Genomic DNA, 16,958 nt, shown 5'->3' with positions numbered 1-16,958 from the left:
AAAGAAAGGAGGATGGCTATGCAAGTTCGGCGCATTGGCAATAAACGAAGTGTTTTTATGATGTTCATGTCGTTGATTCTAGGTTTGAGCGGGATGTTCTCATCGTTCTTCGACGCATCTTTATCCTCCGTCGCTTATGCCGCGAGTGCCGGGGATACGGAAGACAATCCGATCATCGTCACGACCCCGGAGGAACTGGATGGGATCAGATACGGGTTGCATAAACATTATCGGTTGGGGGCGGATATCGATCTTAGCGATTTTTCGGATCCGGACGGTAAAGGGTGGAAGCCGATCGGCACCTCCGCAACCAATATGGATCCTTACGCCAACACCTTTCAAGGGAGTTTGGACGGAGCCGGGCATCGCATTACGGGATTAACGATCAATCGTCCCGACGAAAACTATTTGGGATTATTTGGTTGGTCTTATAAGGCAAAGTTCAAAAATATTCGTTTCGAAAAAGTGCGTTTTGTAGCGTGCAACAATATTACGGGAAGTTTGACTGGGGCGGCGTTAAACAGCGACATTTCCAACATAACGATTACCGATGTGCAAATGGCGTGCAGGAATAATTTTGTCGGGGGAATAGCGGGCGAGGTCATTTCATCGACCGTTTCCAATTCGTCGGTAGAGAATGGAAAGTTTAGCAGTATGGGTCCGGTAGGGGGAGTAATAGGTTCTTTGAATGAGTCGACGCTTGCTCAATCCTATGCTATCGTGCAGTTAAAAGGAATATCCGAAGTAGGCGGACTGGTCGGCAACGCAACCAATAGCGCAATAAGGGAAAGTTATGCGGCCGCGAAATCGGAAGGCAGATTCGGCACTGTCGGCGGATTAGTCGGAAGATTTATCTGCAGCGAAGTGTACGACTCCTATGCAACGGGGATTGTTGCAGGAGAACGTGATAGAGTAGGCGGATTGATCGGGGGAATCGAAGGAGGATGGTGCGGGCAAACCAATATCATCGACACCTCATACGCAGCCAGCCGAGTAATCGGAAGTCCCGAATATGTGGAATCTACCGGCGGGCTCGTCGGCGATTGGGATCAATCGGATCTCCGCATCAAGGATGCTTTTTGGGACATCGAACAATCCGGATGGACAACCAGCCAAGGGGGAATCGGCAAAACGACAGCCGAATTGGCGCAACCGGACAATTACTCGAACTGGGATTTTTCCGGCGTATGGGAAAGATCGGCAGGAAGAACATATCCCTATCTACAATGGTCGAATCCGTTGACGGATATCGGTGTCAATGCCGATGAGCTGCAAATGAAACAAGGGGATACCTTCGAACTGACGGCATCCGCCTTCTGGGACGGTGCGGTCTTTGACATTACCGGCGCTGCCACGATCGACTCTGACGACCCTGATGTCGCCATCGTCTCGAATCATAATGAAATCCAGGCCGTCGCTTTAGGAAAAACGCATATTCGGGTACGTTATGACGGCATGGAGCGGTTGATTCCTATAAGCGTATCCGAAACAAGCTATATTCAATTCAGCTTCGACACCTACACGGCTGCGGAGAATAGCGGGGAAGCGATCATTTACGTTTCCCGCGAAGGAGGAACGGGGGGAGTCGTGTCCGTAGTGTACGGAACAAGCGACGGCAGCGCTGCGGCGGGAACGGATTATGTTCCGGCGCAGGGCGAGCTTGTTTTTGCCAAGGGAGAAACGATCCAATCGTTTACGGTGACGCTGCTGGATAACGACACGTATGAGGGAGACCGGACGGTCAACCTTTCGCTTGGCAGTCCGCAAGGCGGAGCTGAGTTAGGAAGCCCGTCCGAGGCGGTACTTACCATTGTTGACGACGAAGTCCCGCCGCAAGCGGCATATACCGTCCAGGCCGAGAGCGTCGATCCCCCGGCCGCGGCCGGGACGGTCCAAACGGTAACGATTAACGTATACAGGTCGGACGGAAAATTGGATACAAGTTATAACCGCACGACGGATGTGACGATAACGGGTTATGCCGCTTCTCTGGACGGAACAGCCGGGAGTTTCGCCGGGCGGAGCTTGACCGGAGAAGGGACGAGCGTATCCATCGCTTTTGTTGACGGCATGGCCGAGCAGCCTTTGATTTTGCATCGCGCCGCATCGCAAACGATACGTTTCCGCGTTGCGGATATCGCGTATCCCGAGACGAATGCGCTGTTGTTCCATCCGACGTCCGCCGAGGCCAGCCGGATGGAAATCGTGACACAGCCTTTGGGCCCGGCGGGCAAGGGCGGAGGCTTGTTGCAAAGACAGCCGCAAATCCGCGTGACCGATTCCTTCGGAAATCCGGTATCCGGAGTTCCGGTTCGAGCTTCTCAGCCGGAGGATACCGCCTTATGGACGCTTACAGGAAGCGAGTCTTCCACTCAGAGCGACGGCATAGCAACCTTCACCGATTTGCGTGCGACGACGGAGCGGTCCGCCGGAATGAATCAGGCTTTCCTTATTTTTGGGGCAGAGGGGTTGCCGGAGAAGCGAAGCGATTCGTTTGCCATTAAAGGGACCTATACGCCTTCGGAGCCGGAGCCGTCTCGTCCGGGCAATCCTTCGGCATCCGCAACTTCGCCGCAGCCTGCGCCGGCAAAGCCGGACGATTCCGATTCCGGTGATTCACCGGAACTTGCGGATCTTCCTGAGGAAGAGCGGGCGGATGCGGGGAAAAAAGATAAGCCCGTGTCGCTTCCGTTTCGCGATGTACAGCGTCACTGGGCGTACGAGGAAATAGCCCGGATGTTCGAGCTTGGCCTCATTGACGGGTACCCGGACGGCACGTTCCAACCCGACAGAACGATGACGCGAGCCGAACTTGCTACAATCGTTGCGAATATGATGAAGCCGGCCTCAACCGAAGAAACCGCCGCATTCCAAGACACGGCCAATCATTGGGCCAAACAGTATATCGCCAGCGCCAAAGCGACAGGCATCGTTGAAGGATACTCCGATTCGCTGTTTGGGCCGGACGATCCCGTATCGAGGGAACAAATGATGGTCATGATCGTGAAGGCGCTGTTGGTCCAAACGGATCGTCAAACGCCGCTGCCTTCGGAAACGACCCTTTCATTTATAGATGAACGAGCAATTTCCGACTGGGCCAGAGCGTATGTCGGGTTTGCCGTGAACCGTCAGTTCGTTTCAGGATATCCGGATCGCTCGTTCAGGCCCAAAGCGCCGGCTACCCGAGCCGAGGTAGTGAAGGTGATTGCGGATTCGGGAATATTGGACGGCATAAGCAACGAATAAAAAATACGAGAATCCCGTCATAGCCAGATTAGGCGAGACGGGATTTTTTTTTGCATGGCGGGCTAGGGGATTTATCCTCCCATTTCGGTACATTCCAATTCCTGCTCCAAGTCCGTTAAATCGCAGGCTTTGGCAATGACGCTGAAGGCGGAAGCGTACCGGAACGATTCGGAGCTGACCGTTTCGGCCCGGATTCCCGCTTTGACCGCCACCCTTTTGACGATTCTCGTCGCCGCCTCACGGGTCATATGCCGGGCTGCATCCGATTTATGCGGGAACAGATAACCGGAGGAAATACGGTACAAGTCCATATACCTCTCAAGCAAAAGGATAAGTCCTTGGAATAACGGCTTCGTACGCTCACCGATGACGATCCGTGCGCCTGCCCAATCGATATCCTCCCGTTTCATCGCGATGATCTCGCTGACACGCATGCCATAGGCATACAGCAGCTCGACGATCAATCGCTCCTTCAGTTCGGTCTGGGCGTACAGAAGCTTCTGCAGTTCTTCGAAATCGACTTCCTTCGTTGCGGCGTCCATCGTTCGGAACGTTCGGTCGGCTTGCTCCGCTTGCAGGGCGATCGGGAGATTTTCGTATTCATTGATATATTTCACGAATGATTTGAGCGAAGCGATGACGCGGTTGATCGTGCTCGCTTTTTTGCCTTGGGTTTTGGCATGCTCCACAAATGCTTCGGTAGAAATAACCGTCGTCTCATCCAGATCGATGTTCGCAAATTCGAAGAAAGTCCGAAGATCGAGTTTGTAATTGTACACGGTATTTTTGGAAGCCGATTGGCTGAGATGATCCAGATAACGATTTATGTAGTCCATAGGTTTCCTCTCCCGCGTTTTTCCTCGCGATTCATCATGTCTGTTTCGAAATGCTGCGCGAATTCCTCTTCAAACCGCCTGTTGTATAAAATGACGATATGATTCGACTCGTATGGAAATCTTGCCAGCGCCCCGTTTTTGATGAAGAGATGCTCGTATGTCTTTTCGGCTGAAGTGTAGCCGACCTCGAGCGGGATCGATCGCGGCTCCGCCCGGAATGTGTCCGGAAGCGGCGGTTGGCGGTCGTCCGCAGGCGAGTGGCGTGGGACAGCTCCTTGCAGCGTGATTGGCTCCGACCACTCGACAAAACCGTCGTCTCCCGACTGCTTCGGGCTGAATTCCGCCCGATAAGGCGCCGGCAGATGAGCCAGAATCGTATTGTTATGATCGATGTCGGCATTGCTGAACGGCGAATCGGATACCCGGATCCATACCGTGCCCACCCGCCCCTGCGCTAGCGCGGCCCATATTTGGGCAAAGCACCACGTTTCATAGATGTTGATCGGATCGTTGCGCTGGAAGATCGCGTCCACCAACGTCTTCGGCCGATAGTTGCCGGCTCTTATGCTACGCATGACGCGAAACAGAATCGGCGCATTCTCCGGCTTCTCGATCATGAGAAGTTCGACTTTGTCGCGGATGATTTTTTCAATGACGGTTTGCAATAGGCTGCACATCCTCACATGTAGTAGATAGGGTTGGAATTATTATAGCGGAGTTGATGCTCCGGGTTCCAGAGACGAATAAGACTTCGCGGGAAAATTCTGTGAGGTGCGGCGAGGCGGGTGTTGAGGGGTTGGAACTTCTGAGTATGGTGCATATATTTTAGCGCGGTGAAGTGTTTGTGTGTTTCGGTTAACCGTTACCAAGTGTGTCTGTCTGGTTCTTCCTGTTCGGGGGTATCTCTTTTTCACGCCTTTTGTCGAAATCCCTTTCACTCAGGGGGAGAATTGAAGCGAACGAAGTGACGTCGATGTAAGACTATCACTTTCGCCAAGGGCAGTTTCGTTAGGATGGGACTCTACTGGGAGTGTTACTATCAGCGGCGAGAGCTTTTTATTGGTTTGTCATTGTTCGGGGCTTCGCGAGGCAATCAAATTGCGGTCCGTCTGTGGAACGACTTGCATTCTGAACGAGGGGGATTTCGACAAAAGGTCGGTGATGTTAAGTTGCACAGACCTTTAATGTGATTTTGATCGGCGATGACTCGTGGCTCATACGAATTTCTGTAAAAATACAGGTATTTTTCATCGAAACAGGGTATTAGGGAAAAAAGCCTGCGATCGTACAGGAATTTCCGTACCAAACCACCTCATCCACCATCGAAGCGAGAAAAAAGATATGTTATCGCAGGCTTTGCTGCAGCAACCGATCAAAACGAGTAGAAGGGATGCACAATTGCAGGCTTTCTAAGGTGTCCATCATGCCGCTTATCCTTTCGAACTGGCGCAGTGTTGTTTGATTCATTCCAAATGAAGTCCTTGCAATATGTCACTGTTTGTTCTAGTGCAAACATGCAAGCTATCCTTGATAGGATTGGAGCGAAAGACTATACTTTAGATATGTGGCAGGTTTTGGAATCCTTTTATAAGGCGAGAAAATGATTCGGTGCGAACCTCAAGCTCACATAAAATCCCCGGGAGATTCGCACCTCGCTTCCGGCCTGCATTTGTTGCATTTTAAGTTGATTTTTTATGGAAGAAAAAGGGGAATAAAAATTGATTCGCACTTTTGGGCCCCGCAGGCCTTGTCCGGCAAGGCTTGAAATAGGTCGGAGTCGCTCCTCACGTAGGAGCGTGGATTGAAATTCCCCTCCTTGCTGGTCATATTTCCAAAGCTGATGCGTCGCTCCTCACGTAGGAGCGTGGATTGAAATGCGTCACCGTCGCCCTCCTTGATTAGTTTTTTAGTGTCGCTCCTCACGTAGGAGCGTGGATTGAAATATCCAGTCGGCATTTACAGTCCATGCTACGTTTGTCGCTCCTCACGTAGGAGCGTGGATTGAAATTTAATTGCGGAAAAGCTGACATACGCGCCAATTAGTGTCGCTCCTCACGTAGGAGCGTGGATTGAAATAGCCCTCCTGCGCCCGAATTAGTCCAAGAGGTACGTCGCTCCTCACGTAGGAGCGTGGATTGAAATTTTGAAACAATCACAAGGTTGTCGGCGCGATGATCTTGTCGCTCCTCACGTAGGAGCGTGGATTGAAATTGAAATAGACGTTATCTAATTGCTTTGTCCATCGACGTCGCTCCTCACGTAGGAGCGTGGATTGAAATAATAAATGATCGTAATAATGTCGGATTTGTTCGTCGCTCCTCACGTAGGAGCGTGGATTGAAATTATATGACTTGTAGCATCAATTACAAATTGTCCGAGTCGCTCCTCACGTAGGAGCGTGGATTGAAATCAATAGAACAAAGAATAGATTTTGTGATTTCTCGTCGCTCCTCACGTAGGAGCGTGGATTGAAATGCCAACCTCTTGCCGCAAAACGTGCGGCAGGGTGTCGCTCCTCACGTAGGAGCGTGGATTGAAATCGTATTACTCCTGTGGTAATATTAAATCAACGAAAGGGTCGCTCCTCACGTAGGAGCGTGGATTGAAATACACGTCAAGACATTGAATACATACTAACTAATGTCGCTCCTCACGTAGGAGCGTGGATTGAAATACGCAAAATAACGGACGAGCGATCGTTGAACAGGACAGTCGCTCCTCACGTAGGAGCGTGGATTGAAATTGGCAATATAATCGAGGTCTACGAATACGAAAAGTCGCTCCTCACGTAGGAGCGTGGATTGAAATAAAACTTTACAACACACATCAATACCGTAAGGCCATTGTCGCTCCTCACGTAGGAGCGTGGATTGAAATATAACACTTCCAATCCGTCGTCCAGCGCCCGAGTCGCTCCTCACGTAGGAGCGTGGATTGAAATTGAAATGTTAATTTCCCTCGCCAAACTCCTCTGGTCGCTCCTCACGTAGGAGCGTGGATTGAAATCGACACCAAAATCATTACACCATCAAAAACATGTCGCTCCTCACGTAGGAGCGTGGATTGAAATTGCAATGACTGGCTCAAGAATACGTCCGGCTTTCATGTCGCTCCTCACGTAGGAGCGTGGATTGAAATACATCGGAAGCTAATGATTCTATCATTCTCTGGGTCGCTCCTCACGTAGGAGCGTGGATTGAAATGACATTAAGCAAATATGTTCTTATTTGCTTTGCTGTCGCTCCTCACGTAGGAGCGTGGATTGAAATTTGCCGTTCGCATCAGGTGCAACTCCGGTATCGTCGTCGCTCCTCACGTAGGAGCGTGGATTGAAATCCGTTGGCGCAATTGTACATAATCCAGTATCCGACAGTCGCTCCTCACGTAGGAGCGTGGATTGAAATACTCGCGAGAAACGGAAGCAAGATTATAACTCGTCGTCGCTCCTCACGTAGGAGCGTGGATTGAAATTCCTTTCGCGCCGCCTCCTTGGGGCTGTCGCGCTCTAGTCGCTCCTCACGTAGGAGCGTGGATTGAAATGCGAACAATCCGAAGTTTATTGGTTACGGATTTGTCGCTCCTCACGTAGGAGCGTGGATTGAAATCTTGAGAATGTCACGCGCCTTTTCCCCAACATCGTCGCTCCTCACGTAGGAGCGTGGATTGAAATTGCTGCACCACCAACCTCAACAGCAAACTTTTTGTCGCTCCTCACGTAGGAGCGTGGATTGAAATTTTCGGGAAAGTTAATTCCTTTTTAAGTGAACTATTGTCGCTCCTCACGTAGGAGCGTGGATTGAAATTTAACATATTCTGGAGATATATTGACTCGCTTTAATGTCGCTCCTCACGTAGGAGCGTGGATTGAAATTTGGATCGTTTGCCGAATTTGAGCGTGAGCGGATTGTCGCTCCTCACGTAGGAGCGTGGATTGAAATAAATACACTGCGATAATAGGTATCGGTATAGGTGTCGCTCCTCACGTAGGAGCGTGGATTGAAATACTCATTACCCTTGTCCAACTTAAGGATGATTGTCGCTCCTCACGTAGGAGCGTGGATTGAAATAATCCGGTAGCACCGGTAAAGAACTCCCTGCTAGTCGCTCCTCACGTAGGAGCGTGGATTGAAATCCCAAAATCTTTGAAAATCTGTTTGCGCCAGTAGCGTCGCTCCTCACGTAGGAGCGTGGATTGAAATCGTATAGGTATTTGGAAGGAGGTGAAAGGTCATATGGGTCGCTCCTCACGTAGGAGCGTGGATTGAAATCTCGAAGATGTCCGCGTCGAAATTGGGCATCGAGTCGCTCCTCACGTAGGAGCGTGGATTGAAATATTCCGCTGGTGAGCGAGAAATCCGACTACCGGAGCGTCGCTCCTCACGTAGGAGCGTGGATTGAAATATCATCGGCCCATACCTCGCTTACTTTACCTTTGGTCGCTCCTCACGTAGGAGCGTGGATTGAAATGTATATCTTGACAGCTTGATGCTGATTTCCGAACGTCGCTCCTCACGTAGGAGCGTGGATTGAAATCATGATGGTAGCCCTCCGTTAACCGTTATGTCTGGTCGCTCCTCACGTAGGAGCGTGGATTGAAATCTATGCCCTCTCCATGGTTTTGTTCGGGATCGAGTCGCTCCTCACGTAGGAGCGTGGATTGAAATTAAGCAAATAAAGCATCATGATAACGAATATAGGTCGCTCCTCACGTAGGAGCGTGGATTGAAATTTCCATCTCGGAGCGTAAGTAAAGTCTGGTTTTACGTCGCTCCTCACGTAGGAGCGTGGATTGAAATAAGAAAGATTTGCGTTGCTATACTATCAATTGGCGTCGCTCCTCACGTAGGAGCGTGGATTGAAATGCATATTGGAGGTCATTGCGGTTAAGGACGAGAAGTCGCTCCTCACGTAGGAGCGTGGATTGAAATGGAATGTGCATTAAAAAAATCTAATACCAATCCAGTCGCTCCTCACGTAGGAGCGTGGATTGAAATTTCGGTGCGGAAAGGGAATGGGGTTTGTTTAACCGTCGCTCCTCACGTAGGAGCGTGGATTGAAATAGCAATGTGATTTACTACAGTATGGTGTACAAATTGGTCGCTCCTCACGTAGGAGCGTGGATTGAAATTCGGAGATGCTAACCACAGAATACTATGGAGGGAGTCGCTCCTCACGTAGGAGCGTGGATTGAAATATCGGTGATGTATTTATTGTGCTTCCCGACCGCGGTCGCTCCTCACGTAGGAGCGTGGATTGAAATTTGCAATCGAAGCGTTAGCCCACATGACGGCTTGCTCCAGGTCGCTCCTCACGTAGGAGCGTGGATTGAAATATTATGCACGCTTGCACCTGGAATTGTTTCAAAAAGTCGCTCCTCACGTAGGAGCGTGGATTGAAATCAATGCAGTAAAAAAACATTTTGTCAATCACCCAGTCGCTCCTCACGTAGGAGCGTGGATTGAAATAAGTATTCTATACTGTATCAGTGAGGTGAGATTGGTCGCTCCTCACGTAGGAGCGTGGATTGAAATAAGTATTCTATACTGTATCAGTGAGGTGAGATTGGTCGCTCCTCACGTAGGAGCGTGGATTGAAATTACATAAAGGGGAAACCGACTCCGAGTATGGTTCCGTCGCTCCTCACGTAGGAGCGTGGATTGAAATTCAAATACGAAGGCAGATGCGATATTGAATCAGGTCGCTCCTCACGTAGGAGCGTGGATTGAAATCAATACATACTCACTCGGACGGTGGTGGTGATATGAGTGTCGCTCCTCACGTAGGAGCGTGGATTGAAATCTTTATGACAGGAGGAAATTCGGAAGAGGTCAAATTGTCGCTCCTCACGTAGGAGCGTGGATTGAAATACATTTTCACCTACCTTTCGTATGTATTTACAAGGGTCGCTCCTCACGTAGGAGCGTGGATTGAAATGTAGCATTAAAAGGAAATATGCAGGGAGGGGAAAGTCGCTCCTCACGTAGGAGCGTGGATTGAAATATATTACACGACAAGGCCTACCCGAGCGAACCGGTCGCTCCTCACGTAGGAGCGTGGATTGAAATATATTACACGACAAGGCCTACCCGAGCGAACCGGTCGCTCCTCACGTAGGAGCGTGGATTGAAATTGCACCCCCGCCCCTCATGCTGCCTATGATCCGCGTCGCTCCTCACGTAGGAGCGTGGATTGAAATTTTGTTACACTTTTGTTCTTGCTCCTTTATCCACGTCGCTCCTCACGTAGGAGCGTGGATTGAAATATTTAACGACTGATCCACCGCAACGACATAAGCCGTCGCTCCTCACGTAGGAGCGTGGATTGAAATGTCGCTACTGTCTGCGGCACCTTACCAAGCTGCCGTCGCTCCTCACGTAGGAGCGTGGATTGAAATATTGTATCCTTTGTTACATTTGTCGTTTGCATCTGTCGCTCCTCACGTAGGAGCGTGGATTGAAATGATCCGATGCGGACGTATTCAATTTTTTGTACCGTCGCTCCTCACGTAGGAGCGTGGATTGAAATTTATTCGTCTACACAGTCATTACGACGGCGGATAAGAGTCGCTCCTCACGTAGGAGCGTGGATTGAAATAAATTTATTTTGAATTTGCTTCAAGTATTCTATACGTCGCTCCTCACGTAGGAGCGTGGATTGAAATTGGATGGATACCTAATAAGCTTGATTGGATGTCCAATGTCGCTCCTCACGTAGGAGCGTGGATTGAAATATTTGGACTACCTCCTTTACCTACATTATACCATTGTCGCTCCTCACGTAGGAGCGTGGATTGAAATTTGTCCTTAAACGTTGATGCCAACACCTTGAATGGGTCGCTCCTCACGTAGGAGCGTGGATTGAAATATTTACCTCGATCCGATCTTAAGAGCGCGGGTGGTCGCTCCTCACGTAGGAGCGTGGATTGAAATCACTATTGATAAGCCTGTAATAATGTGAGGTGGAGGTCGCTCCTCACGTAGGAGCGTGGATTGAAATTTAAAACGGTGGAGATGCTCGATATAGCAGATGATGTCGCTCCTCACGTAGGAGCGTGGATTGAAATGAGCAGGACGGGCGGTATTATAAGAGCGCGCAATGTCGCTCCTCACGTAGGAGCGTGGATTGAAATCTCGTTTGTCTAGCTGGAAAAAACCACTTGTTACCTAGTCGCTCCTCACGTAGGAGCGTGGATTGAAATAACTGGCTCGATAATCAAGTCGACGGTTTTGGTCGTCGCTCCTCACGTAGGAGCGTGGATTGAAATGTTGATTGGGCCGAGTCGATCGAAGAAATACCGCCTGTCGCTCCTCACGTAGGAGCGTGGATTGAAATTTATTATATTGCGAACAGACGTTCCGTGCAATGGTCGCTCCTCACGTAGGAGCGTGGATTGAAATACTTATTAAGTGCATCGGCTCTCCACGATCCAAGTCGCTCCTCACGTAGGAGCGTGGATTGAAATAAAACAAGAAGAGAAGATAAATCCTCTTATGGTAAGTCGCTCCTCACGTAGGAGCGTGGATTGAAATCCTTTTTTATCTCGAACCATATCCCCTTCATAAATCGTCGCTCCTCACGTAGGAGCGTGGATTGAAATACTCGGCCCCGCCCCTCCTTTTTTTGAGTGTTTCCCTCGTCGCTCCTCACGTAGGAGCGTGGATTGAAATTGTACAGACTCAATATGGGTACGCCTGCGACCGCAGTCGCTCCTCACGTAGGAGCGTGGATTGAAATATCTCCCGGCTTAATGGTGTGTACTGATCTTGGGGTCGCTCCTCACGTAGGAGCGTGGATTGAAATGGCAATAAACGCTCGAGATGTAGCGATCGAAGCGTGTCGCTCCTCACGTAGGAGCGTGGATTGAAATCAAACGAAATTCCTATCGATACTACAGAGATTGAGTCGCTCCTCACGTAGGAGCGTGGATTGAAATAAATTTGGACTCCATCCCTGTTCCTGCTTGCGTATTGTCGCTCCTCACGTAGGAGCGTGGATTGAAATCGGTTTTAATCAATGTATCGAGTACAGGTAGAGTTAGTCGCTCCTCACGTAGGAGCGTGGATTGAAATTGTTTCAACTGTAGTTTTCCACAAAAAAAGAGCGTCGCTCCTCACGTAGGAGCGTGGATTGAAATCCAACTCTCGAAGATGCGGTCCATTTCGTTTTGGTCGCTCCTCACGTAGGAGCGTGGATTGAAATCCTTATCTTTATTTGCTCCTGACTCTTCAATCGGGTCGCTCCTCACGTAGGAGCGTGGATTGAAATACGTCCAATGCCGAAAATGGAAAGATCCTTCGCCGTCGCTCCTCACGTAGGAGCGTGGATTGAAATAATTTTAATGGAGTGCAGATTCGGACAATTAATGTCGCTCCTCACGTAGGAGCGTGGATTGAAATCAAGTGGCACGCGTTGCCATCAATCCGGTAGCACCGTCGCTCCTCACGTAGGAGCGTGGATTGAAATAGCACGCGTAAGCTGCTGGGGGGTGCTACCTGATGTCGCTCCTCACGTAGGAGCGTGGATTGAAATGATGTCTCATATGCTAAACAAGCTATGTGAGGACTTGTCGCTCCTCGTAGGAGCGTGGATTGAAATCCGTACATTGAAACAGCTTGCTCGCGAATTGGACGTCGCTCCTCACGTAGGAGCGTGGATTGAAATAGCCTGAACGTTAGTATAGATTACAACATCTGAATAGGGTCGCTCCTCATGTAGGAGCGTGGATTGAAATGCAGTACAGGTCGTAAGCGCGTTGTTCGTCATCCGTCGCTCCTTACGCAGGAGCGTGGATTGAAATCATGAATACGAGGATATCAAAGAGGTGGATTATGAGTCGCTCCTTACGCAGGAGTGTGGATTGAAATATGACATTGAAATCAATCAGACCGCTCAAGTGATTCATGCTAATGACGGCAATGCTTATTATAAATTTACGCCGAATAAGAGCGGACTTCATCGATTATTTACGGAAAATAATCAAGCCGCGATTGTTCGATTGTTCGACGATCCCGGTTTACATCGCCAGATAGGTTCAGATGGGCAAACTATTGAGATTCACGGCGTCTACTTTAATAAAATGGAAGCCAATCTTCGCGTCAATCAAACGTATTATGTGCAAGTATTAAACAGTTCCAGTGCTGTTACATTTCTTACGGTAGAAGAAGCAAGGCAATCCAATCGCGAAACGGCAGAAGCAATCAGCTTTGACCAAGTCTATGATTTCGACCTAACCTCCGTATTCGATAATTTTTACTACAAATTCAAGGTAGCAGAATCAACTCAGATGAGCGTCAATTTTACGGAAGGGTTGGTAACACTAGAGGATCAAGAAAAGAATATTGTCACAACCTTTGAGTCCGACCAAGAGGATCATGTATTTATTCCTGTTGAGACGGGAACGTATTATATTAAGCTCAATTATGATCCCAACGATACGATTTCAACCACAATGGCGAGAAGCAATATTCGGTCGATCCAGCCCTTTAGCAGTTTGAAAAAGGGGCAAGTAAGCATTAAAGTACTAAACCGCTTCCCCCATGTTCAAAGCTATCAATGCGCTTCCCGGACATGAAGAACCTGTACAATTTACGTGGAAGTTTATCGAGGATCATTTCAGTACAACAATCAGCATTTTTGAGAAGAATACAGGTAATCCGGGACGATTAGTGTATCAAGAGAAAATGTATATGTTGGCCGGAAATACGAATTTACGTTTTACTTGGGACGGAAAAGTGAATCAACCCAATATTGGAAAATATGCCCAGAATGGAAGATACTTGGTTAGAATTGTTACTGACGACGCGCCGGCATTTCCTTACGAAGCTTATGTGAGTGTATATAATGGAAGTACTTCTAAGGAATATAATGCTGACGATTTAATTCAGAAGTACAATAATTCAATTCCTGTTTCACGTATTACAAGAATGCAAAATCTTCTTACTAATATGCAATTTTACGAAGGTGAAATATCCGGATCGTATAATGTAGAGTTTCTCTCTGCTGTAATTGCTTATGAGTCAGTTATAAATAATTGGAGCTCTCACGTTTCAATGGATGTCACAATTAGAGGTCTAGATTTTTTACCCGAATCGGGAGAGGTTTCCGTACGTTTATTAAATTATGCAATTATAGATAATAATTTAGGAAGAGATGCTTATGGCACATTGTACGATATATTTTACGCAGGAGATTTGCTCATATTATCTGAAATTGGTGGAGCGGCAATAGGAACTGCATTTAAAGTTTTTACGATTTCAAAAAATGGTGTTCGCTTAATTAAAGAAACTAGTCGACTATTACATAAAGGGCCCCTTAAAAATATCATTAAGAAATTTGATCAGAATGTAATTAATAGAGAACATGTTTTTTCAAAGAAACACATAAAAGATGGAATTATGGATTGGGATTGATTGCAAACTATCCGTACGACGAAAGAAAAAATGATCATCGTACAAGAAAATAACAATGAGGCGCTGAATGTCTTTTTTACACCGAATTTTTCCTTGTATTGGTCTGAATTGGATATATAATAGTCAGTGACTTACCGTTTCGGGAGGAATGAGGGCAAAATGGAGAGGAGCTGCAACGAATGAGTCAAGAAAGAGAAGCGCCGTTGGATTGGGACGATGAGAAAATCGAGGATCCTGCGCATTTCCTGCTGCATCGCGGGATGAGAGGGATATTCGAGGCGGAGGAGATGTTGGAGGGGGACCGTTTGTATATTCCCGAATGGGAGCTCACGATTCGTCCTCATGTGGCAAGATGGTCGGAGCAGTCCGTTATGCTTCAGTTTCAATTGCGTTCGCCGAGATGGGATCGCGATATATTCGAGACAGCGGCAGGCATTGGCGGCAACTTGAAAAGCGCGCTCGGCATGGCCGTCGGCGGCTTCGCCTTTTCGTTAATGCAGGGGATCGCATCGATGGAGAAGAACAGGGATCCCGAAGATCTCCATACGGAATACGGAGATACGGCGCATCATTGGCAAGTGTATAGAAGCAATATCGTCGGTCTGGGCGAATCGACAGCCGAAATGCAGGAAACGCCCTATTGGGAAGCGCTGAAGGAGGGAATCGCGAAACGGATTGGCAATCAGAAGCTTTGTTACATCAAAATCTACGGCGCCAAAAACGGCGACGACATCACCGGCGAATGCCGCATCAATGATATTCCAAGCCCCGAATTGGGCCAAATCGTGGGCGAATTGGTCAGCAAGTGGCAAGTCCAAGAGTTCGCGTCGCAGAAGCAATTTATTATGTTGCGGCAGTCGGAAGAGACCTATACGCCATATCCGTACCAAGCCGAAGACATTGCCGCCGCCACACGGACGGCTGTCCGGATGTTCATGGAGTGCGACACGCAGGAGAAGTATGAGGAATTTCCGGTACGATTGGCCGAACAATTGCAGGATGCCAGCTTAGCGCAGGAGTTATATTCTTTTTTGCCGGAAATTTGTGCGGAGCATGCCTTCGATAAGCTATCGTATCAAGAAGAAATGTTACTACATAAAGGCGAGACCGCTTTCCCCGTCTATCGCACTCAGTTGGCCAGTTACTATATGATTTATGACGCATTGTTCGAGGGTTTTCGGACCGATCAATTTGACGATGAAGCATATAAGCAATATGTCGGCGTCAGTTCGATATACAGTGTAATTTGCAATGCGAGAGAGCAGGGAGCGGATTTGTTGGATACCGGCGGTATGTTGACGTTATCCTTTGGAATGTCGGATCGATATCAGTTTCGATAAACGCCGTGAATGTGCCTAAGCTCGGAAATTTTTGAAACACTCGATAAAATGTTGTGCCGTGTTGGATAAGCGATGATTTTTCAGCCATATGAGTCCAAGCAGTGAAGACATCCCGCATGCAGGGGAAATTTTGCAGGCATGAACGGCATATCCTTTATGCCGGTTCAGCAGCGTTTCCGGAACGATCGACGAACAAAAATCGGTGGACACCAAATCCATCAGCAGCACGATATCGGAACATTCGCCTACAATGTGGGGATGGAAATCGAACCGGGAAAAAGCCTCCAAAATTAAATAATGCACCCCCAACCCCTGTGTGCTTGGCAACAAGAGCGGCTCGTTGACAATGTCCGTTAGCGATACTTCAGCTTCAAGACGATTCCGTTTCCGGGAAGAGATCCAATAAAACGGTTCGCTATACAAATGAAGAACTGAAAAATCATCCAATTCAAGCGGCAATCGAATGAATGCCAGTTCAATGGCCCGATCCCGCACTAACCGGCAAAGATGGGCGGATTCGTTTTGCTGAATTTTATACGTCACTTTCGGATATTGCCGTTGAAATTGATGAAGGATTTCCGGCAAGTGTGCTACCGAAAACGTATTGACGCCTATCGTCAGCCTGCCGTTCGCCCCGTTTCCAACTTCGCGCACTTCCATTTTCGCTTCTTCCATTAACTGATCCATTTGCAAGGCGTACGTATATAAGGTTTTTCCCGCATCGGTTACTTCCAACTGTTTGCCGTTTCTCTCGACCAAGATGGCGCCAAGTTCCTCCTCCATTTCTTTCAATTGTTGGCTTAATGGCGGTTGCGAAATATGAAGCCTTCTCGCCGCGGCGGAGATGCTTTTTTCCTCTACAATCGCGATAAAATACCGCAGTTTACGAATGTCCATCATCTCAAACAGCTCCTTTATCTATATGAAATACGTATAGATAACTTATTTTATATATCATTTTCATGCGATTCTCTTCATGATAGCATAGTAGTAACGAACGAAAAAGTCCAGCGGTAAGATGTCAAGCCCCTGATTCATGAGAATTGGAAATTTACTTTAAGGAACAGGTCAATGAGTCAGGAAAAAAGACAACACCAAACTAAACCCAGTTCAAAAATCGAGTTTTT

The 16,958-nt window shown here is 48.3% G+C and carries 7 protein-coding genes and 1 CRISPR repeat array; of the genes, 4 read left to right on the top strand and 3 right to left on the bottom strand.

Features of this window, described 5'->3' with window-relative positions; all coding sequences use genetic code 11:
* Positions 1-12 precede the first annotated feature (12 nt).
* Positions 13-3,246, top strand: a complete 3,234-nt coding sequence (locus LQ229_RS22930; RefSeq protein ID WP_230192991.1) for an S-layer homology domain-containing protein — start codon at positions 13-15, stop codon at positions 3,244-3,246.
* Positions 3,247-3,317: 71 nt separating this feature from the next.
* Here LQ229_RS22930 and LQ229_RS22925 read toward each other — a convergent pair whose 3' ends face one another.
* The gene (locus LQ229_RS22925) at positions 3,318-4,082 is read right to left on the bottom strand and encodes a tyrosine-type recombinase/integrase (protein WP_216538254.1); all 765 of its coding nucleotides are present in this window, start codon (positions 4,080-4,082) and stop codon (positions 3,318-3,320) included.
* On the bottom strand, positions 4,070-4,747 hold the full coding sequence (locus tag LQ229_RS22920) for a hypothetical protein (RefSeq protein WP_230192990.1): 678 nt from the start codon (positions 4,745-4,747) through the stop codon (positions 4,070-4,072). Before LQ229_RS22920 ends, LQ229_RS22925 begins: the two co-directional genes overlap by 13 nt.
* A 1,111-nt stretch (positions 4,748-5,858) precedes the next feature.
* Positions 5,859-12,946: a CRISPR direct-repeat array (repeat unit 32 nt; unit sequence GTCGCTCCTCACGTAGGAGCGTGGATTGAAAT).
* A gap of 29 nt (positions 12,947-12,975) precedes the next feature.
* On the opposite strand from LQ229_RS22920, the gene LQ229_RS22915 reads away from it, so the two are divergent.
* The 3 genes from LQ229_RS22915 to LQ229_RS22905 all read left to right on the top strand — a co-directional run bounded on the left by LQ229_RS22915 (position 12,976) and on the right by LQ229_RS22905 (position 15,831).
* Positions 12,976-13,653, top strand: a complete 678-nt coding sequence (locus LQ229_RS22915; RefSeq protein WP_230192989.1) for a hypothetical protein — start codon at positions 12,976-12,978, stop codon at positions 13,651-13,653.
* Positions 13,619-14,491, top strand: a complete 873-nt coding sequence (locus LQ229_RS22910; protein WP_230192988.1) for a hypothetical protein — start codon at positions 13,619-13,621, stop codon at positions 14,489-14,491. Before LQ229_RS22915 ends, LQ229_RS22910 begins: the two co-directional genes overlap by 35 nt.
* A 179-nt stretch (positions 14,492-14,670) precedes the next feature.
* Positions 14,671-15,831: a DUF6348 family protein gene (locus tag LQ229_RS22905; protein ID WP_230192987.1), complete on the top strand. Its 1,161-nt coding sequence runs from the start codon at positions 14,671-14,673 to the stop codon at positions 15,829-15,831.
* Positions 15,832-15,846: 15 nt separating this feature from the next.
* On the opposite strand, the gene LQ229_RS22900 is transcribed toward LQ229_RS22905, so the two are convergent.
* Positions 15,847-16,728 (bottom strand): LysR family transcriptional regulator, encoded by an 882-nt coding sequence (locus LQ229_RS22900; protein WP_230193000.1) that lies wholly within the window; start codon positions 16,726-16,728, stop codon positions 15,847-15,849.
* Positions 16,729-16,958: the final 230 nt, after the last annotated feature.

The sequence above is a fragment of the Paenibacillus sp. CECT 9249 genome (assembly GCF_918697855.1).
Classification (GTDB): domain Bacteria; phylum Bacillota; class Bacilli; order Paenibacillales; family Paenibacillaceae; genus MSJ-34.
This window is presented reverse-complemented; position numbering and strand designations above follow the sequence as displayed.

Coding starts and splice junctions, on each gene's coding strand:
- LQ229_RS22930 (WP_230192991.1), top strand. CDS start 13: ATGGCTATGCAAGTTCGGCGCATTGGCAATAAACGAAGTGTTTTTATG.
- LQ229_RS22925 (WP_216538254.1), bottom strand. CDS start 4,082: ATGGACTACATAAATCGTTATCTGGATCATCTCAGCCAATCGGCTTCC.
- LQ229_RS22910 (WP_230192988.1), top strand. CDS start 13,619: ATGTTCAAAGCTATCAATGCGCTTCCCGGACATGAAGAACCTGTACAA.
- LQ229_RS22905 (WP_230192987.1), top strand. CDS start 14,671: ATGAGTCAAGAAAGAGAAGCGCCGTTGGATTGGGACGATGAGAAAATC.
- LQ229_RS22900 (WP_230193000.1), bottom strand. CDS start 16,728: ATGGACATTCGTAAACTGCGGTATTTTATCGCGATTGTAGAGGAAAAA.